This is a genomic window from Candidatus Enterococcus ikei (genome assembly GCF_017316105.1).
Taxonomy (GTDB): Bacteria; Bacillota; Bacilli; order Lactobacillales; family Enterococcaceae; genus Enterococcus_L; species Enterococcus_L ikei.
Genome location: NZ_JAFLWD010000002.1, coordinates 23,439 through 43,635, shown reverse-complemented (window position 1 = coordinate 43,635; position 20,197 = coordinate 23,439). Strand labels below are relative to the sequence as shown.

General features: G+C 36.3%; 15 protein-coding genes. 6 read left to right on the top strand and 9 right to left on the bottom strand.

Annotated features, from left to right (window positions below; translation table 11 throughout):
• Positions 1 to 45 precede the first annotated feature (45 nt).
• Both JZO69_RS00650 and JZO69_RS00645 read right to left on the bottom strand, forming a co-directional pair.
• Positions 46 to 681 (bottom strand): GntR family transcriptional regulator, encoded by a 636-nt coding sequence (locus tag JZO69_RS00650; RefSeq protein WP_207110982.1) that lies wholly within the window; start codon positions 679 to 681, stop codon positions 46 to 48.
• Positions 682 to 697: 16 nt separating this feature from the next.
• Complete coding sequence (locus tag JZO69_RS00645) at positions 698 to 2,641, bottom strand: ABC-F family ATP-binding cassette domain-containing protein (RefSeq protein ID WP_207110981.1); 1,944 nt, start codon at positions 2,639 to 2,641, stop codon at positions 698 to 700.
• Between the two features lie 215 nt (positions 2,642 to 2,856).
• Here JZO69_RS00645 and JZO69_RS00640 point away from each other — a divergent pair, with 215 nt between their 5' ends.
• Positions 2,857 to 3,522, top strand: a complete 666-nt coding sequence (locus JZO69_RS00640) for a redox-sensing transcriptional repressor Rex (RefSeq protein WP_207110980.1) — start codon at positions 2,857 to 2,859, stop codon at positions 3,520 to 3,522.
• 59 nt (positions 3,523 to 3,581) lie between these two features.
• On the opposite strand, the gene JZO69_RS00635 is transcribed toward JZO69_RS00640, so the two are convergent.
• Both JZO69_RS00635 and JZO69_RS00630 read right to left on the bottom strand, forming a co-directional pair.
• Positions 3,582 to 4,250, bottom strand: a complete 669-nt coding sequence (locus tag JZO69_RS00635; protein ID WP_207111019.1) for a CPBP family intramembrane glutamic endopeptidase — start codon at positions 4,248 to 4,250, stop codon at positions 3,582 to 3,584.
• 74 nt (positions 4,251 to 4,324) lie between these two features.
• On the bottom strand, positions 4,325 to 4,507 hold the full coding sequence (locus JZO69_RS00630) for a hypothetical protein (protein WP_010765555.1): 183 nt from the start codon (positions 4,505 to 4,507) through the stop codon (positions 4,325 to 4,327).
• Between the two features lie 268 nt (positions 4,508 to 4,775).
• Here JZO69_RS00630 and groES point away from each other — a divergent pair, with 268 nt between their 5' ends.
• Entirely contained in the window at positions 4,776 to 5,060 is a 285-nt protein-coding gene (gene groES / locus JZO69_RS00625) for a co-chaperone GroES (RefSeq protein ID WP_086312420.1), read from the top strand.
• Positions 5,061 to 5,123: 63 nt separating this feature from the next.
• On the top strand, positions 5,124 to 6,752 hold the full coding sequence (gene groL, locus JZO69_RS00620; protein ID WP_207110979.1) for a chaperonin GroEL: 1,629 nt from the start codon (positions 5,124 to 5,126) through the stop codon (positions 6,750 to 6,752).
• 125 nt (positions 6,753 to 6,877) lie between these two features.
• Here the strand turns inward: groL and JZO69_RS00615 are convergent, their stop codons facing one another.
• From JZO69_RS00615 to JZO69_RS00600, 4 genes are all read right to left on the bottom strand, one after another.
• On the bottom strand, positions 6,878 to 8,227 hold the full coding sequence (locus JZO69_RS00615) for a gluconate:H+ symporter (protein ID WP_207110978.1): 1,350 nt from the start codon (positions 8,225 to 8,227) through the stop codon (positions 6,878 to 6,880).
• Between the two features lie 61 nt (positions 8,228 to 8,288).
• Positions 8,289 to 9,827, bottom strand: coding sequence for a gluconokinase (gntK, locus tag JZO69_RS00610; RefSeq protein ID WP_207110977.1), 1,539 nt, complete (start codon positions 9,825 to 9,827; stop codon positions 8,289 to 8,291).
• A 13-nt stretch (positions 9,828 to 9,840) separates the two neighbouring features.
• Complete coding sequence (gene gnd / locus JZO69_RS00605; RefSeq protein WP_207110976.1) at positions 9,841 to 10,734, bottom strand: phosphogluconate dehydrogenase (NAD(+)-dependent, decarboxylating); 894 nt, start codon at positions 10,732 to 10,734, stop codon at positions 9,841 to 9,843.
• Positions 10,735 to 10,854: 120 nt separating this feature from the next.
• On the bottom strand, positions 10,855 to 11,538 hold the full coding sequence (locus tag JZO69_RS00600) for a FadR/GntR family transcriptional regulator (RefSeq protein ID WP_207110975.1): 684 nt from the start codon (positions 11,536 to 11,538) through the stop codon (positions 10,855 to 10,857).
• A gap of 222 nt (positions 11,539 to 11,760) precedes the next feature.
• Here JZO69_RS00600 and JZO69_RS00595 point away from each other — a divergent pair, with 222 nt between their 5' ends.
• Positions 11,761 to 17,007 carry a S8 family serine peptidase gene (locus JZO69_RS00595; protein ID WP_207110974.1) on the top strand — a complete coding sequence of 1,749 codons (5,247 nt, stop codon included), beginning with the start codon at positions 11,761 to 11,763 and terminating at the stop codon, positions 17,005 to 17,007.
• Between the two features lie 67 nt (positions 17,008 to 17,074).
• Here JZO69_RS00595 and JZO69_RS00590 read toward each other — a convergent pair whose 3' ends face one another.
• Positions 17,075 to 17,827, bottom strand: coding sequence for a TraX family protein (locus JZO69_RS00590; protein WP_207110973.1), 753 nt, complete (start codon positions 17,825 to 17,827; stop codon positions 17,075 to 17,077).
• A gap of 147 nt (positions 17,828 to 17,974) precedes the next feature.
• Here JZO69_RS00590 and JZO69_RS00585 point away from each other — a divergent pair, with 147 nt between their 5' ends.
• Positions 17,975 to 18,832, top strand: a complete 858-nt coding sequence (locus JZO69_RS00585; RefSeq protein WP_207110972.1) for an HAD-IIB family hydrolase — start codon at positions 17,975 to 17,977, stop codon at positions 18,830 to 18,832.
• 132 nt (positions 18,833 to 18,964) lie between these two features.
• Positions 18,965 to 20,170, top strand: coding sequence for a hypothetical protein (locus JZO69_RS00580; protein ID WP_207110971.1), 1,206 nt, complete (start codon positions 18,965 to 18,967; stop codon positions 20,168 to 20,170).
• Positions 20,171 to 20,197: the final 27 nt, after the last annotated feature.

Genomic DNA, 20,197 nt, shown 5'->3' with positions numbered 1-20,197 from the left:
AAGAAGAACAGTCAAACATTAATCTGTTTGATTGTTCTTCTTTTATTATGAATTCGGATAGAAAAAATTCTGAACTCGCTGTAATGTTGATTCATGACCGACAAAATAAATCGTATCGCCAGCAGTAAGTTTGGCATATGGACCAGGTGATACCAATAATTCATCGCCATGTTTGATCGCAATCAAAGTAGCAGATGTACTTTGCCATAAATTCAATTCGCTGATCGTCATCTCGAGATGAGAAGCGTCGTTTGTTAATGTGAATGTTACAGGATTAAGCGGATTGAAAGAGTCAAAACGTTTCGTTTGATCAACTAGTTTATCTAATATTTCTGAGAAATGACTTAATTCTTCTTTTTGTTTTTTTACACTACTGATCAGATCGTCTTTTAAATCATGAATCGATTGAACATCTTGGTATTGATCAACAAAAAGCTTGGCTTTTTCCATAGAATGAACATAAAATCCGCTGCCGTGCTTTGCTTGGACGATTTCTAAATCAACTAACACGCTGATTGCTTTGCGAGCTGTTTCAGGAGAAACGCTATATTTATTAGCAAGAGTAGACCGGGCATGGATTTTATCACCGACCGTAAATGTTTGATCAGCGATTTTAGCTGCGACATCAACAGCAATTTGCTGATACTTTGGTTTCGTCACATTCATACGTTTTGAGGTCATGATCGTCCGCCTTTCGTTAATTCTTTTCTTCTAATTCTTCAAGCTCTAAACTAAGATTTTCCCATTCCGTCAGCAATTCTTCTTGATGACTGCGCTGGGTTTCTAATTCTTCATTTAGAGACATTAATTTCATGTGGTCATCCACTAACGCTGGATCGCTCATCGATTGTTCCAGCTGATCGATTGTTGTGTCTAATGTTGCTAAGTTTTCTTCGATTTGTGTAATTTTTCGAGTTAAATTGCGTAAAATTTTTTGCTGTTCTTTATTTTGGTAGAAATCATTTTTTGGTTTTGCTGTTTCGATTTGCGTTGTCGAGGATTGTTCAGCGAGCAAAGCTGCTAATTCTTCTTCTTCTTTTTTCTTCTCTAGATAGTAATCATAATCACCTAGGTACAGTTTACTTCCAGATTCAGAAAGCTCAATCACTTTGGTAGCGATTCGGTTAATAAAATAACGGTCATGTGAAACAAATAAAAGAGTTCCTTCATAATCGATCAAAGCATTTTCTAACACTTCTTTATTATCAATATCTAAATGGTTAGTCGGTTCATCAAGGATCAAGAAGTTTTCTTTATCCATCGATAATTTTGCAAGAGCAACACGAGCTTTTTCTCCACCACTCAAAAGAGGGATTGTTTTTTCTACATCGTTTCCACTAAATAAAAAGCTGCCTAAAATGTTACGAATATCTTTTTCAGGTGTAGTAGGGTGTTCATCCCAAAGCTCCGCTAAAACCGTTTTAGTTCCGTGAAGGTTGGCTTGCTCTTGATCATAATAACCAATCTGAACATTGGTTCCAAGTGTTGCCGAGCCTTTAATGAAGGGAATCGTTCCAATGATCGATTTTAGTAAAGTTGATTTTCCAATTCCATTAGGTCCGACTAAAGCAATTGCTTCTTGACGGCGAACATCTAAAGAGACAGGCTCAGATAAAACACGAGAGTCATAACCAATTGCTGCATCTTCTACTTGTAAAACAACATTTCCAGATGTCTTTTCAATGGCAAATAGGAAGTTCGCTGATTTTTCATCTCCTTGAGGTCGATCGAGGCGATCCATTTTTTCCAATGTTTTTCGGCGACTTTGCGCTCGTTTGGTTGTTGATGCTCTAACTAAGTTGCGAGCAACAAAATCTTCTAGTTTATTGATTTCAGTTTGTTGTTTTTCATAAGCTTTCCACTCACTGGTTAACTGTTCTGCTTTTAACTCTAAATATTTAGAGTAATTTCCCTTATAATAACGCATTTTATGACGGCTGATTTCATAGACTTCAGTAACAACTTTATCTAAGAAGTAACGGTCATGAGAGACAATCAAAAGAGCACCAGAATAACTAGGTAAATAATTCTCTAACCAAGAAAGAGTATCGATATCTAAGTGGTTAGTTGGTTCATCAAGAATTAGAATATCTGGTTTTTGTAGCAACATGCGAGCTAAAGCCAAGCGAGTTTTTTGACCACCGGACAAAGTACTAATATGTTTTGAGTAAAATTCTTCTTTAAAACCAAAACCATGTAAAACAGATCGAATTTCATTCTCATAGCCATAACCATTTTTTTCTGAAAAGTCATGCTGCAAGCGATCATATTCTTTCATCACAGATTCATAATTTACAGCATCAGGCAACAGTTCACTGATGATTAGCTCTAATTCACGCATTCGTTTTTCCATTGTGATTACTTCAACAAACGCTTCAAGCATTTCATCCCAAACGGTTTTATCAGAATCAAGTCCAGTATCTTGAGCTAAGTATCCCAAGCTGGCTGTTTTATTTTTAGCGATCGTACCGGCATCAGGTGCGTCAATTCCGGCGATTATTTTTAATAGGGTAGATTTACCAGCACCATTACGGCCGACTAAAGCGATTCGGCTATTTGTACTGATCTCCATTTGTATGTTTTCAAACAAAGTGTCTGCACCGAAATAACGGGCGATTTGGTTTGCTTGGAGTAAAATCATGGGGCATCCTCATTTCTATTTCAATGACTTTAGTGTAGCATAAATTAACTAAAAATAGCACCTATACTAGAGTGGGATCCAGAAATTTTCAGAATTATTTTAAAAATTTTGAAAAATATTTCTTTTCCTGAGCTGTAAGATTGCTTTTTATCTAGAATAACTGATATCATGAGAGATGGATATTTGTCTATATTTAGAGTATTGGAGGTACGATTGTGAAAGACCAAATTATTCCAAAAGCAACGGCAAGACGCCTTCCCCTATATTATCGTTATTTGAGAATTCTGCATGATGCAGGAAAAAATAAAGTTTCATCTACAGAGCTCAGTGATGCAGTGCAAGTAGATAGCGCGACGATTCGACGAGATTTTTCTTATTTTGGCGAATTAGGCAAACGTGGTTATGGCTACGATGTAGAGAATTTGATGAATTTCTTTGCGAAAACATTGAATGATGATGAACTTACTAATGTAGCTTTGATCGGTGTAGGGAACTTAGGAAGTGCCTTACTGAAATATAAATTCCATCAAAGTAACAGCATTCGGGTAAGTTGTGCATTTGATGTGAACGACGACATTGTTGGTAGAATTGTCGACGGAATTCCAGTTTATCCAATGAGCGATATGATGGAACAAATTCGTATACAGCAAATCGAAGTGGCGATTTTGACTTTGCCAGCTAGAAAAGCACAAGAAGTAGTAAGCCAATTGGCTGATGCTGGTGTCAAAGGCATCTTGAACTTTACAGCTGCTCGTTTAGTCGCACCAACAGACGTTTTGATTCAAAATGTAGATTTGACGAACGAATTGCAAACATTGATTTACTTTTTACACCACGATAATGAATTGATCGACACTGAAATAGAAGACGAAAAAGAATAATAAAAAACGCCTATGATTACATTCTCTAGCTAGAAATATAATCATAGGCATTTTTTGTTTTATTTAGGTAATTGAATATTTCCATAATGCATGATTAATTGAGCGATGACAACAACTGTGTTCATTCCGCAATGGGCGATGATAGAGGTCCAAATTTTTCCAGTCATTTTATATAGTAGAGCAAAGAAGAAGCCCATGAAAAAATAAACAAAGAAATGACCATCTTGATGGATAACAGAAAATAAAGAAGAACTAATGATAGCGGCAAACCAAAAACCTGTATAAGTTTCTGTTAAGCCAATCAACGAACGACGAAAAACAAATTCTTCCATAATAGGTCCGCCAATCGTGGTTGCCAAGATAAATAATGGATTCGCCAAAATAACAGCAATAATATTTTGTGTATTTTGTGAACTAGGCTTTTCTCCTGTAATAGCTGTTTCGATACTAAATACAATGGCTTGAAGAATCATGGCTATAAAAATACCACTAATACCAAGCAGCCAACCAAAAACAGGTGATGTTAGTTTTGCCTCTTTTTCAACTATAGTGACAGCAGAGTTTTTATTTTTTAAAAAAAGCCAGACCATCAAATAGGCACCAAGAATATAGACAAATGTTGTACCACCAATTACGATATCAGGTGAAAATGGTCTGAAAATAAATGGTGAGAAAAATACAAGCCCGTATAAAAGAATCGTAGTGAGGCTTAATTTTTTTATAGACATATTTGTAGACATAAAAGCAGAATACTCCCTTCAGTAATTACAGAATAAAAAAGTATACCTTAATTTTTTTGGTATCACTTTTTGTGATTATTGCGGTAACCTAATAATAGAAAGATAAATACGAAGAAAAATGCTGCTTCCCATAAAGTAGTAGTCCAGTCAAAACGTCTGCTCACTCCAAAAAAGAAGTTACCAACATTTGCAATAATCAAATAAAGTCCAGTTATCGTCAAAGCGCCTGTGATTCGTTGTTTCATTTTAATCGCCTCTCTTTCTATGCTTATTTTACCATGAAATGAGTGAGAGCCAAGGAATATGACAAGCTAAGTAAAGAAAGTTCTTATTTTTAGTTTAAAAATCAGTAAAAAACTACTAAATACTCAACTGTAAAGGAAGAATTATTTTATAAAATTAGTCAAAAGACTTGCAAATTGAAAGTGAAATGAGTATTATAAATAGTGTGAGTTAGCACTCGATAACTAAGAGTGCTAAAAATGAAAATTAATTTTTATGGAGGGATTTATTGTGTTAAAACCATTAAGCGATCGCGTCGTTATTGAAGTCGCGAAAGAAGAAGAAAAAACAGTAGGAGGCATCGTCTTAGCATCTGCTGCTCAAGAAAAGCCTCAAACAGGAAAAGTTATCGCAGTCGGTGAAGGCCGTGTATTAGAAAACGGTACAAAAGTTCCTGCCGATGTTAAAGAAGGCGACACAGTAATGTTTGAAAAATATTCTGGAACAGAAGTAAAATATGAAGGAAATGATTATTTGATCGTTTCTGGCAAAGATATTATTGCGATTGTCGAATAAATCGTTTTAGACATAAACAAACCATTTAAATAGAAAAAAATAAACTTTTGAGGTGAAGGAATTATGGCAAAAGAAATCAAATTTGCAGAAGATGCACGTGCAGCAATGCTTCGTGGTGTAGATATTTTAGCAGACACAGTGAAAGTAACATTAGGTCCTAAAGGTCGTAACGTAGTTTTAGAAAAATCTTTTGGTTCACCACTGATCACAAATGATGGTGTAACGATTGCTAAAGAAATCGAACTAGAAGATCACTTTGAAAATATGGGTGCTAAATTAGTTTCAGAAGTTGCATCTAAAACTAATGATATCGCAGGAGATGGAACTACAACTGCTACAGTGTTGACACAAGCAATTGTTCGTGAAGGCTTGAAAAATGTAACTGCAGGTGCTAATCCACTAGGTATTCGTCGTGGTATCGAGTTAGCAACAAAAGCTGCAGTTGAAGAATTACACAACATTTCAACAGTTGTTGATTCTAAAGAAGCAATTGCTCAAGTTGCAGCCGTTTCTTCTGGTTCAGACCGTGTTGGACAATTGATTGCTGACGCAATGGAAAAAGTTGGTAACGACGGTGTTATCACAATCGAAGAATCAAAAGGGATCGAAACAGAATTAGATGTGGTTGAAGGAATGCAATTTGACCGCGGTTATTTATCTCAATACATGGTGACAGATAATGATAAAATGGAAGCTGCTTTAGAAAATCCATATATCTTGATCACTGATAAAAAAATCTCTAACATCCAAGACATCTTACCTTTGTTAGAACAAATTCTACAACAAAGTCGTCCATTGTTAATCATCGCTGATGATGTAGATGGAGAAGCTTTACCAACATTAGTTTTAAATAAAATTCGTGGAACATTCAATGTAGTTGCTGTTAAAGCTCCAGGCTTTGGCGATCGTCGTAAAGCAATGCTTGAAGATATTGCTGTTTTAACTGGCGGAACTGTAATTACAGATGATTTAGGTTTAGAATTAAAAGATACGACAATCGATAATCTTGGGAATGCAAGTAAAGTTGTTGTTGATAAAGACAATACAACAATCGTTGAAGGAGCAGGAGAAAAAGCTGTAATCGATGCTCGAGTTCAATTGATCAAAAACCAAATTGCAGAAACAACATCTGATTTTGACCGTGAAAAACTACAGGAACGTCTAGCTAAATTAGCTGGCGGAGTTGCCGTTGTCAAAGTCGGAGCTGCAACAGAAACAGAATTAAAGGAATTAAAATTACGTATCGAAGATGCTTTAAATGCTACTCGTGCCGCTGTTGAAGAAGGTATGGTTTCAGGTGGTGGTACAGCATTAGTGAACGTTATTGGTAAAGTAACAGCTTTAGATGCAGAAGGTGACGTGGCAACTGGTGTGAAAATCGTTGTTCGTGCATTAGAAGAACCAATCCGTCAAATTGCTGAAAATGCTGGATATGAAGGCTCAGTAATCGTTGACAAATTGAAGAACATCGATTTGGGTATTGGTTTCAATGCTGCAAATGGTGAATGGGTAAACATGGTAGAAGCCGGAATCGTTGACCCAACCAAAGTAACTCGCTCAGCATTACAAAATGCTGCATCAGTTGCTGCATTATTATTAACAACAGAAGCAGTTGTTGCAGATAAACCAGAACCAGCTGGACCTGCAATGCCTCCAATGGACCCTTCAATGGGAATGGGCGGCATGATGTAAAAATGAATGTAGAACGCTGAAAGCACCTTGCTATTTCAAGGCGCTTTCAGCGTTCTTTTTTTGTTTTCTTATCGACTAGGTGGAGAATTTTCTCCTAAGTCGTGGCAGCTGTTCCAACCTATTGTTTAAACAATTAAATTTAAAACCAACGCACCGATCAATCCTACGACTGAAATAATAGATTCTAAAACAGTCCAAGTGGCAAAGGTTTCTTTAATCGATAGATTGAAATATTCTTTAAACATCCAAAAGCCAGCATCATTAACATGAGAGGCAATCAAACTACCTGATCCTGTAGCGATTACCATCAATGCTGGATTCGTTCCAGTAGCAGCCATTAAAGGCGCAGCTAGCCCGGCTGCTGTTAAGGCAGCTACTGTTGCCGAACCAAGACAAATTCTTAAGACAGCAGCAATTACCCAGCCTAAAATCAAAGGTGACAAGGTTGAATCGGCAAAGAGTTGTGCCACATAATCACCAACACCCCCATCGATTAAAACTTGCTTAAATGCTCCGCCTCCGCCAATAATCAATAACATCATTGCAATTTGCTTGATTGCATCTTCTGCTGATTTCATAATATCTGGCATTGTTTGTTTCCGACGAATGCCCATTGTATAGATTGCAAATAATAAAGAGAGCAGCATTGCCACACCAGGCGTTCCAATAAAGGCAATAACTTGATCGATCGTCGAAGACTTTTCTGTAATTTTTCCACCACTTAATAACTCATAACAGGTAGCAAGCGCCATCAAAATAACAGGGAATAAAGACGTCAATGTGCTGATTCCAAAACCTGGTGTTTCATCTAAAGTAAACGTTTTCTGTTTTCCTAAAGCGGTAATGTTTCCCGTACGATTAAACGCATCTGGTACAAGTTTTTGTGCTACTTTTGTGTAGAGCGGTCCAGCAATAATACTAGTTGGAACCGCAATCAAAAGTCCGTACAGCAAAACCATTCCAATATTAGCGTTATAAATGCCCGAAATGGCAGTTGGTGCTGGATGAGGGGGTAAAAATCCATGAGTAACAGATAGTGCGGCCGCCATAGGAATGCCTAAATAAAGAATTGAAATCCCTAATTCACTGGCAATAGTAAAAATAATTGGTATTAATAACACGAGGCCAACTTCAAAGAAGAGGGCAATTCCGATAATAAAGGAAGCAATCAATACAGCAATTTGAATTTTCTTACGACCAAACGTGTTAATCAAGGTTGTAGAAATACGGTACGCTCCGCCAGCATCTGCGACTAATTTTCCTAAAATAGCTCCAAAACCAAATACAAGTGCTAAATGACCTAACTGGCTACCAATTCCATTTTCAACAGTTGTAATAATTTGTGTCAAAGGCATACCTAACCCAATAGCTACTAGAATTGAAACAATGACTAAAGAAACAAATGTGTTTAATTTTATCTTCATAATTAAAAACAAAAGAATTAGAATGCCAAAACCTACTATTAATAATTCCATTTATTTTCCCTCATTTCTATTTTATCTTTTTTTCGAAGAGCTAGCCCGTGAAGAATTGATGCTAACGAGTATATTTCCGTTGAAAATCAGCAATTGCGTGAAATTCAGTTTGTAGCAATCTTGTTGTCCGAATAAAAATAGGTAACAATTCACGGTAAACTGGAAAATGAGCTTCATTTGGTATATGTTGATTGGTTACACCGATCATCGTTGACACTTCTTCAATAGATTCAATCAAGCCTAAGCTTTCCATTCCAATAACGGCAGCTCCCAAACAAGAACTTTCATAGCTTTCAGGAATCGAAACCTCTTGCTCAAAAATATCAGCTAACAATTGGCGCCATAAAGCAGAACGAGCAAATCCTCCAGTTGCATGGATTCTTTCAGGACGTTCCACCAACTCTTCCAAAATCAACATAACGGAATACAAATTAAAAACAATTCCTTCAAGGGATGCTCGTACCATATGTGCTCTTGTATGTCTGGTTGTTAATCCAATAAACGAACCCTTAGCATTTGCGTCCCAAAGTGGCGCACGTTCGCCGCCTAAAAAAGGATGAAACAGCAAACCATCAGAACCTGCTGGAATTTTTTCAGCAATTTGCGTTAAGATTTCATAACTGTCTACTTGCATTTGTTCGGCTGTAATCTTTTCAGGAGCAAATAATTGATCTCTTACCCAACGAAAAACGATGCCGCCATTATTAACAGGTCCACCGATCACCCATTTATCTTTTGTAAGGGCATAACAGAAAGTTCGTCCTTTAACATCGGTCACGGGCTTATCGGTTACCATTCGAACGGCGCCACTTGTGCCGATCGTTAACGCTAGTGTTTTTCCATCAATCGCATTTACACCCAAATTAGATAAACAGCCGTCACTGGCACCTACAATAAAAGGAGTCTCAATAGGTAAGCCCATCACTTCAGCATAAGATTCTTTCAACCCTGTTACTTGATAATCTGTTTCAACTAATTCAGATAGCTGACTTGCCGAAATATCTAATAACGCCAACACTTCGTTGTCCCAGTTTAAATCATGAATATTGAATAAACCTGTTGCAGAGGCAATCGATAGATCTATTTTAAATTGACCAAATAATTTGTAAAACACGTATTCCTTGATGCCAATAAAATGAGCTGTTTTTTGAATTAGTTCAGGATATTCTTCCTTTAACCACAAAATTTTACTTAAAGGTGACATTGGATGAATAGGAGTTCCTGTTCGATGATAAATCGTCAATCCAGCTGCTGAGTTTTTTAATTCTTCTGCTTGATGATACGCTCGATTATCCGCCCATGTGATGCAACGAGTCAATAATTGTTTTTCTTCATCTAATAAAATTAAGCTGTGCATCGCACTTGAAAAAGAAACGCCGCCAATTCTGGAAACTTCTGTACCACTTTTTCTGACAACGGCGGTTAAGACATCTATCACAGTTTCAAAAATTTCATCAGGATCTTGTTCCGCCATATCCGGTGTTTCTTGATACAGGGGATATTCTTTATTCGCATATCCTTTTACATTCCCTTTTGTATCATACAAAACAGCTTTGGTACTTGTTGTTCCAATATCTACACCAATGACAAAATCTTTCATAGTTTCTCCACCTCTAATTTTTTTTAACGTCATGTCCACCAAATTCATTTCGTAATGCCGCTACAACTTTACCGCTAAAGGTATCTGGGTACAGGGAACGATAGCGCATCATTAAAGACATCGTGATGATTGGCGTGGCTACTTGCTGTTCTAAGGATTCTTCCACGGTCCATTTTCCTTCACCTGAGGAGTACATAATTCCTTGAATTTCTTCCAAGTGCTGATCTTTTTCAAAAGCTGACTGAGTCAATTCCATCAACCATGAACGAATGACTGATCCGTTATTCCAAACTTTAGCTACTTTTTCATAGTCAAATGAGTAAGGGGCATGTTCTAAAAGATCAAAGCCTTCGCCAATTGCTTGCATCATTCCATACTCGATGCCATTATGAACCATTTTTAAATAATGTCCGCTTCCGACAGATCCTGTATATAAATATCCATCTTTAACCGCAATTCCTGAAAAAAGAGGTTCGATTTTTTTAAATATAGTCTCATTGCCGCCAATCATAAAGCAGCCGCCTTCTCTAGCACCTTTCATTCCACCCGAGGTTCCAACATCAAAGAAATAAAGCTGCTTTTCTGCCATTAACTTTCCGCGGATCACTGATTCTTTATAATTTGAATTGCCGCCATCAATAAAAATATCTTCTGGGTCAAGTAGGGCCATCATTTCTTGAAAAATAGCTTCTGTCGGAGCACCGCTTGGGACCATCGACCAAATAATTCGTGGTTGGGGGAGTTGTTCGATCATTTTGGTCAGCCGGTCAACAAGGGTAATTCCTGTTTGATGTTCATCTAATTCAGGTAATTGTAAATCAAAACCAACTACTTGATGCCCTGCGCTTACACAATTTTCTGCTAAATTGAATCCCATTTTACCTAATCCAATAATGCCAATTTTCATAAAGCTCACTCCTTGCTAACTTTTTAAGACGTCATACGTCGTATGTCTGTATAAATGATAACGCTTTCTAAGGGAGGTGTCAACAATAAAAAAAGTATCCACGTATTATGGACACTTTTTTTAAATATTTAATTCCTCTTTATTGTAGACTAAATGTCGCTGCATTGCCTTTTTGGCTGCTTCACCATCTTTGATTTTAATGGCATTTACAATTTGACGATGAGTTTCAATGGTTTCTTCTTTTAAACTTCGATTCGTTAAATTGATAAACAAAGAAATTGCAGTTTGAATAATTGGAATCAAACTAGGGACGACTAAATTTTTACTTGCTTTTGCAATAGCTGAGTGTAATTGAATATCTTTTTCTTCATGATTTTTATTATCATGAATTAAGGCTTCAATTTCTAGACAGATTTCTTCCATTTCTTTGACCTCTGCTTGAGTTGCGTTTTCGGCTGCTAACTTAGCTATTTCAGGCTCGATCATCACACGGACATCCATTAAATCATGGCTTAATCTTTTTTTATCCGTAATAAAGCCGAGTCCAAGTGGGTCTTCTGTTAAACCAGGATGCTCTGATACGAACGTACCTTTTCCCCGTTGAATCATTACTACATTGCGAGCAGCTAATAACTTGATTGCTTCTCGAATTGTTCCTCTTCCAACGTTTAATTCCGTTGCCAGTTCAAATTCATTTGGCAATTTATCTCCAACCTTGTATCGTTGTTCTTTAATTAAGGTTTCTATCTTACTTGCTACTCGTTGTGCTAATGATTGACCATTTTGTTGACTGTTTTCCAACATCGTTGTGATCTCCTTTTAACTAAACCTTTTCAAATATCTAGTCCATTGCTTCTTTTCTAATATTGTACTTCAATTCTTTATCATGAAGCAACTTTTACTGTAGGGATTCTGACCGATAAATGGCAAATTGAAAAAAAGATTGAAATATAATTAAAATTAGATTAGAATAATGATAACTGTTTTATTTAACTTTTTGTAAAATTAAATAAGGAGGATTTTAATATGGAGAAGTTTGGGTATACAAGAAAACGTAAAAGAAACAGCATATTTTTACTTTCAGTTTTATTGCTTTCTACTGGCTTTAGCACCTTTTCAACAATTGCTTGGGGAGAAAAAGTAGCCTTGCCACAAGATACAAATTATCAAAAGCTGTTAGAAGCGCATCAAAAGAACGAATCATCGATAAATGAACGGAGCAAAAAAGCCTTTGAAGAAAATGTAAAAGCTCAATTGGCTAGTCGGGGATTTGACATAAGTCAGTTTAATGAAAACGCTTTTGATGATAATCAGGAAATTCGTTTAATTGTCCAATTAAAAAAAGACGCCGCTGTTGAAAAACTAGCTGCTCCAACAGGCACTAGAGCATCTATTCAGTCAATTGAACAAGCGACTGATTCAGTTGTCGAAAGTCAAGCTACAATCAAAAAGAAAATTGAAACACTAACTGGGAATAAAAGTAATCGTGCATTTGGTTACTTAATCAATGGTTTTTCAATTGAGGCTAAATATAAAGATGTTGAAACGATCAAATCTATCAGTGGTGTTGAGTCTGTTTCTGCAGCAAAAGTCTACTATCCAACTTCTATTGATGCAAATCAATTAGCTAATGTGCAGCAGGTTTGGCAAAATCATCAATTAAAAGGAGAAGGGATGGTAGTTTCCATCATTGATTCAGGCGTTGATCCGACGCATAAAGATTTACGCTTATCGGATAGTACAAAAGAAAAAATTTCACTTCAAGTAGGTGAGCAGGGAGCTAAAAATATTGGCTATGGTCAAGCCTTTACAAGAAAAATTCCCTATGGTCACAACTATGCCGATAACAATGAAGATATTGTTGATACTAATCCAGGAACGAGCATGCACGGGATGCATGTGGCCGGAATAGTTGCAGCTAATGGTATTGGCGATGATCCTGCAAAAGCTGTGTTAGGTGTGGCACCAGAAGCACAGTTGCTGGCGATGAAGGTTTTTCCAAATAATACGCGTGTTGCAACTGCACTAGATGATGACGTGATTGCCGCGATTGAAGATTCGGTAAAACTTGGAGCGGATGTCTTAAACATGAGTTTGGGTTCGGTTTCAGGTACGGTAGACCCAGATTCGCCAGAACAATTAGTGATTAAACAAGCGGCTGAAGCGGGTGTGCTATCTGTGATTTCTGCTGGAAATAGTAGCCTTAGTACAACGGACAATACGAGTGTTGATCCACAGAATAAATTAGGAACTCTAGATACAGGAACACTAGGCTCGCCAGGAATTACTACAGAAGCTTTGACGGTTGCTTCAGCTGAAAATACGTATATTACAAGCGAAGGCTTACTGGTTCAATTAATTGATGCTGATGGCACTAAGCATATTCACAAAATGGAAACATCTACCTCTCCATCAGGTGCTATTGTTTTTTCAAATGCAACAACCGCGGATACTCATTTGTTAAACCAGCCGACAGATGTGATTGATGTTGGCATTGGAGCAGATAGTGACTATCAAAATAAAGAGGTTAAAGGAAAAGTCGTATTGATTCAACGTGGTATAATCACTTTTTCAGATAAACAACGAATCGCTAAGGAACATGGCGCAAGTGCAGCGTTGATTTACAACAATACACCAAATAGTCCGCCCCTCAATATGCAGCTTGATGATTCTAACTATTTAACATTAAGCTTAACAAAAGAAGATGGCGATGCATTGGTAAAATTAGCAAACGAAACGAAGAACCAACAATTTAGTTTTGACATAAACAGCTATCAATTTGCCAATCCGAAACAAGGGAAAATGTCAGATTTTTCTTCATGGGGGCTAACACCAGATTTAGAATTTAAACCAGAAATTTCAGCTCCTGGGGGCAATATTTATTCAACCGTCAATGATAATGGTTACCAAACTAAAAGTGGCACGTCAATGTCTGCTCCTTTTGTTGCAGGATCTCAAGCTCTTGTTTACCAAGCGTTGAAGAAGGAAAAAACGTCTCTTACAGGAACTGATTTAACTCGTTTTGCTAAATTATCGGTGATGAATACGGCATTGCCAATGTTAGATAAAAACCATGATGATGTAATCATTTCTCCACGTAGACAAGGTGCAGGGCAAATCAAAGTGGACAAAGCAATCGAAAATACGACAAGTCTGACCGATTCAACCGATGGTGATGGTGCCTTAGCCTTAAAACAAATTGGCAAGAGTACGACGATTTCGGTTAAATTACAAAATAATGGTAAAGAAGCTCTGACATACCGATTTACTGATTTTGGTGGTGTGTATACAGAGGCTCAAACAAGTACAGCTGAGGTTTATGAAACAAAAATCAAAGATGCCAAAATCACAGCAAATCAAGAAAAAATAACGATACAACCTAGTGAAACCAAAACAGTTCAGCTTCAATTAGAATTACCAGATTCATTTTCAAAACAGCAATTTGTCGAAGGGTATATCGGATTTATTAGTGACAAGGAACCTGATTTAACGATGCCATTTGTCGGTTTTTATGGAGATTATAGCCTAGCACCAGTCATTGATGCGCCGATTTATGATGCTGCATCGATTCAAGGAGCTGGATTCTTTACAGATAACAATAATACCTTCTTAGGTTTGAAAGATAACACGATTGATCCTGAGTTAGTCGCTATTTCACCTAACCAGGATAATCGTAAAGATGAAGCGAAACCGACCTTGAATTTTTTACGAAATGCGAAAAATGTCACTTATGAAATTGTTGATGAGAATAAAAAAGTGATTCGTCGTTTAGCAGAAGAAAAGCAAATTCGTAAGGATACCTTTAATTCTAGGGCAGGTCGTTTTTCAAGCCATACGGTGACAACAGCTAATTGGGATGGCACGGTCTATAACCTGAAAACAGGGGGAAATGAAGTCGTTTCAGATGGTCAGTATCAATTGAAAGTGGTTGCTAAAGCAGACATTGCTGATGCGAAACCACAGGAAATGTATTTACCTATCAAAGTTGATACCGTTGCGCCTACAATTGAACAGATTACTTTTGACGATAATTCTTCAACTGCAGCCTTAAATATGAAGCTGACAGATCAATTAAGTGGTGTAGACTTAAGATCAGTCATCGTTTCTGTTAATGGAAAAATTGAAACCTATGACTTAAGCAATCAAAAAGCAGAGGCTGTTTCAATACCTTTGAGGGATTCGCAAAAACCAAGTGCTGGGCAGAATCAAGTAGAAGTTTTAATCACTGATCATGCAGGAAACTATGGATACCAAAATCAGTATATTCAATATGGTACAAAAGCTGGTTTAGTTCTTTTTAATTTAACTGATGATCAAGTGATTACAAGTAACACGACTCATTTTTCTACCGAGGATCAAACACTGACGATTAACGGTTCCTACCCACAAGAATTATTTGTCAACGGTACGAAAGCGACAACCGATGAGCAGTTATTTACCGTGGCAGTTCCTTTAACAAACGAAACTAAAACAATCATTTTTTCCAATGATTCTGAGGGGAAATCTATTATTAAAGAAGTTCCAGTCACGGTTTATAGCAAAAAGCCTGAGTTGTCTATTCTCAATCCAAGTCAAGAAAATAGTACAACAGATCAAATGACCTATACGCTAACTGGAACCACAGGTGCAACGACAAAAAAATTAGAACTAGAACAAGCAAGCAGCAGTGAAAAAGTCGATTTAACTTCTTTAATTCAAAGTGATGGACAATTTCAAACAGCGCTGCAATTAGTTCATGGTCAAAATTTGATTTCAATTCGTGCGACTGACGAACATGGCAATCAAACAGTGCAAAAAAGAATCCTTACAACGACTGGCTATCACCAAACAGATATTCTTGCACTAGAAAATATTAATGTGAGCGGGATCACTTCAGTTGGTGTGGGGAATCCAGATTATGATTCAACTACTGGAACCTATACAATCAAAGGGCGCTTACGTGAAAAAGTCGATCAATTTACCATCAATAAACAAGAAGTCTCTTATGATCCAACAACGTTGACCTTTAGTTTCCCTATTAAACTAAAACAAGGGAAACATAGCTTGGCCTTTTACATCCAAGCGAATCAAGAAAACAACGGAAAACCACTCGTCAATGAAGGATATTATGTAATTGTCGATACTGTTTTACCAACACTACAAATGGAACATCTCAACGTTGATGATAACGGCAGTTACTCTGTTTATACCAATGAAAATCCATTCCATTTAAAAGGATTAATTTCAGATAATTTTTCTGGTTATAAACTATTTGTCAATAATGAAAATATTCATACTGACATCAACTATGACATTTTTGATGAAAAATTCTTTGAAGGAAAACCTGCTGCTGCATTCGACTATGAAGTTCCAGTAACTGATGGAGAGAATCATTTACAAGTTGGACTAACCGACAGTACAGGAAATACAACAAGTAAAAACATTACAGTCTTTTATAAAAATGAAACACCTAGAGCACCAACTGTCACAGCGAATACCACAGCTTTAACAAATCAAGCCGTTACGTTAAAAGCTGTGGCTGAGGATCAAGCAACGATTTTTTACAGTTTTGATGGTGAACAGTACGAGCTTTACACGGATGAAATATCTGTTGTAGCTAATCAAAAAGTATATTTCAATGCTATAGATCGTTATGGCAATAAGTCAGACGTAACAACTTATGAAGTCACCAACATTCAAAATGAGATTGCTGCAAAACCGATTATTAATGTGACCTCAAAAACTCGAACGCTAAGTTTTACTCCGCCTGTTCAAGTAGCTATTACGTACGAAAAAGAGCTGACAAAAGAACAAGAAAGCTATACCCATCTTCGTTATAGCTTAGATAAGGGGAAAACCTATCAAGTTTATAGTGCTCCATTTGAACAAAAGACAGCAACTGAAGTTTGGGCTCAAAGTTATGATGATGCTGGCAACGAAAGTGAGATTGTTAAAACAGTGATAAAGTTTGCCGAACAGGAGAAACCCACGACACCAATTGAAGAGGCAAAACCTGACAAACCAGCAACTGAAAATTCGACTAGCACAGAACAATCTGACAAAGAACAGACTCAACAAAAAGCTAGCTCACAGGCTAGCCAAGCAATGACGCAACGTCCAGCAAACAATTCATTAAAGTCTGATTCAAAAAGCTATCAAGCAAAAAAACAACGGAATGCACTTCCTCAAACAGGAGAAAATAAAAATAATCTACTAATCATAACAGGAATCATTTTCATTTTTATGGTAAGCGGGTATCAAGTTAGAAGAAAGATAAAAGAGGATTGCCAGTAAAGTTGGAATGAGGCAATCAAAATAAGAAGCAGGAGAACGTTCATACACGTTCTTCTGCTTCTTATTATTAATAAAGATTATTTAAAATAGGCGCAATCAAAAACTGCTGAATACCAAACAAAATCAACAAATGTACCGGATAAAACCAATAGAAAAAATATTTCCACTGTTTCCCGCGTTGACCATTATAAAAATAAATCGGTATGAAAGCCAAAAGACCGAAAAGGCTATTTTGTGAAATAATCAATGCTCCTAAAAAGCATTTCAATAAAGGGAAATCTCTAAATAGATACAAAATAACGATTAAAAGAACCCCAATCCAACCTCCGTAATCCGTATTCATCCATTCAGCAAAAAAGATACCAACTCCAACGATTCCAAGAAAGAGAAAACCATTTTTTATTGAGTAACCAGTTAAATTTTTCAATCCAATAATGACCAATAAACCAATCACCAGTGTAAAGAAAACATTTTGGCTTTCTAAATCAATGAATTGATGTGAAAAAGCTAAGTCGTAAGGAACTTCAGAAATCAATGCAAACAGAAAGAGACGACCAAGATATTTTTTGGTATTAGATGTATGAATCAAGCCTTCTACAAGCAAAAAGCAAAAGATTGGAAAGGCCAACCTACCAATTAAAATAAAGAATGGAAATACTGATTGAATGGATTCTAACAAAGTATGTTGTTCATTCCCAAAAGGGACCGACATCGTTATAGGCAACTGAAAGGAAAAGATTTTTGCTGTATGGTCCAGAGTCATGGCAATGATCGCAATCCATTTTAATTGACTGCCTGAAAAAAATTGTTTTGTATCCAATAAAAGCCCCCGTTTAAGTAGATTGTTTTGATAAATCATTTTAACACATAAGGAAGCTCATTTAATTAAGAAATGTAAAAGCTCTCTTTTTGTACGTCCATCCTATGATATACTTTATTTAAAGCAAAAATAAAAGGAGAAAAGTGAATGAATATAGTATTTTGTGATATAGATGGAACATTTCAAGATATAGGTGTGGACGTACCAGAAATTAATTATGAGGCTATTTATGCACTACAAAAACAAGGTGACCACTTTGTTTTTATCAGCGGACGAGGTTATGGACAATTGACTGAATTAATGGATACATTGGAAAGTGATTGTGATGTTATTTTTAGTAATGGTGCAGGCTATAAATTGATTGGAGAAGAACCGATTTATCAACATGATTTGTCCATTGAAGAGTGTCAAAAAACAATTGATATTTTAGAAGAACGGGCTATTTTTTATCATATTCATACCAGTGATGGTGTTATTCTAAAGCCAGTTGAGAATTATGAAAAGCAACTTTTGGCATTACGGGAAAAAATGAAGACGCTTGGCGAAACGGGCAAAAAAATTATGGACTTTAAAGAACATTATTTCAAAGAAGAATGCCAACAAGTTGAAGACCCAATCAATTATTTGAAAACACATCCAGAGATAAAAATTGTAAAAATAGAGCTGATGGAAGCAAGTGATCAAGAACATGAAATACTGCGTGAATTATTGACAAGTGAATCAATGTACGTTTTTTCATCGTTTATCCAATGTATGGAAATGGTGAATCCACTGAGCAGTAAAGGGGAAGCTATTCAGGAGTTTATGAAGAAATTTCCTGATGCACAAAGCTTTGGAATCGGTGATGGCGAAAATGACATCGCAATGCTTGAAGTGGTGGATGTTGCTGTAGCTGTTGGTAATGCCAAAGAAATTGTAAAGGAAAAGTGTGATTATATCGTCAGTGATTGTAAAGATGGCGGAGTTGGAGCATTTATCTTTGATCAGCTGATTCGGAAAAATTGACAATCAGAACCTTGTAAAGGACTGGAATATATCTAGTTACAGTTATTGTTAATTACAAAATACTCCTGTAAAATAATAAGAAAAAATAAGTATTCTATGAAAAAAATAGAGAAATTGTTGGGAGGTTTATTGGTGGAAGAGACAAATAAGAATATTGAACATGATTTAGTTTATTATAAATCAGGGATCAGGCAATTATATGTAAAAAGTTATCAAATGTATATTATGGGATTAATTGCTCTTATGCTTTTGACTGTTACAGGAATCGGTGTATCTACTTCTTTAATACGAATGTTGTTAGTATTGGTGTTTATTGTAGAGATTGCTGGTTTGCTTTATTTATTACGCTTTTTACAAGAAGCAACATTTGAAGCGTATTTTCAGACAATTTTAGCCAAATTGCCTGAGGCATTTCCTGCAATGGAAGAAGGAAATCCACAAGAAGATGATCAAGCATATTATTTTTTAGACGCCCAAGGTGAGATGGTGAAGCTAAATAAAAGAAATATTAGGAACTTCCCTTCAACGATGCGACAGTTTACACTGCTTGTAGGCTTTAATTTTGAAACGGACAGAGTTAGATTCGAACAGCCGCTTCATTTTTATTATTATGATATTACCCGAATTACTCATTCAGAAAACTATAAAAAAGACTTATTGAAAAGCACGAATTTCATTGCTAAACGAAGAAAAAGAAGAATTAAGTCATTGATTATTACACTGATTATTTTTGCATTACTTGGCACAGTTTTGTATATTGCTGGAAAATCTTTTTTAGATGAGCAGCGCTCTAAAGCTATTGAAAATGAAATCAGGCAAGAGATTGAGAATGAAATGGACGAGCAAAAGACAACAGTCCAAAACTTTACTATTTCAAGAGGTGACGAAACGCTGAAGGCGGATTTGCCAAAAGATTTTCACCAGCAGATGGGGTACTTAATCCAAGTGGATGATGAAAAAGGTCGCTCTTATCAGACCTTCATAAGTGAAGCATTCACAATTGATATAAGCATGGTGGAAAAGAGCTTATATACTAGCTTTTCTGAGTATTTAGAAAAAGCCACGCAAACGAGAAGTGATGATTCTGTAAAAATGAAAGATGAAACATTACATCCTGATTTTTTTACTCATGAATATATAGAGCAATCGAAAAATAATCAAACGGATGCTTCTGACTATAATGGTACGACCATTTATTATTTTGAAACAGAAGAAAATTACGGCATGCTATCTTGTGTTATTAATAGTAAGAATAAAAAGTTGTCAGACATAGCTGATCAAGCAGGACTTTCTATTATGAAATCCTTGAAATTGGAACGAGAAGAGAATCTTCTTTAAGTCATAAAAAGGAACAAGCCAGTGTTT

Bases quoted from the DNA above. Each gene is read 5' to 3' on its own strand.
- JZO69_RS00645 (WP_207110981.1), bottom strand. From the start codon at position 2,641: ATGATTTTACTCCAAGCAAACCAAATCGCCCGTTATTTCGGTGCAGAC.
- JZO69_RS00600 (WP_207110975.1), bottom strand. From the start codon at position 11,538: ATGTTGGAAAACAGTCAACAAAATGGTCAATCATTAGCACAACGAGTA.
- gntK (WP_207110977.1), bottom strand. From the start codon at position 9,827: ATGAAAGATTTTGTCATTGGTGTAGATATTGGAACAACAAGTACCAAA.
- JZO69_RS00615 (WP_207110978.1), bottom strand. From the start codon at position 8,227: ATGGAATTATTAATAGTAGGTTTTGGCATTCTAATTCTTTTGTTTTTA.
- gnd (WP_207110976.1), bottom strand. From the start codon at position 10,734: ATGAAAATTGGCATTATTGGATTAGGTAAAATGGGATTCAATTTAGCA.
- JZO69_RS00585 (WP_207110972.1), top strand. From the start codon at position 17,975: ATGAATATAGTATTTTGTGATATAGATGGAACATTTCAAGATATAGGT.
- JZO69_RS00595 (WP_207110974.1), top strand. From the start codon at position 11,761: ATGGAGAAGTTTGGGTATACAAGAAAACGTAAAAGAAACAGCATATTT.
- JZO69_RS00650 (WP_207110982.1), bottom strand. From the start codon at position 681: ATGACCTCAAAACGTATGAATGTGACGAAACCAAAGTATCAGCAAATT.
- groL (WP_207110979.1), top strand. From the start codon at position 5,124: ATGGCAAAAGAAATCAAATTTGCAGAAGATGCACGTGCAGCAATGCTT.
- JZO69_RS00630 (WP_010765555.1), bottom strand. From the start codon at position 4,507: ATGAAACAACGAATCACAGGCGCTTTGACGATAACTGGACTTTATTTG.
- JZO69_RS00635 (WP_207111019.1), bottom strand. From the start codon at position 4,250: ATGTCTATAAAAAAATTAAGCCTCACTACGATTCTTTTATACGGGCTT.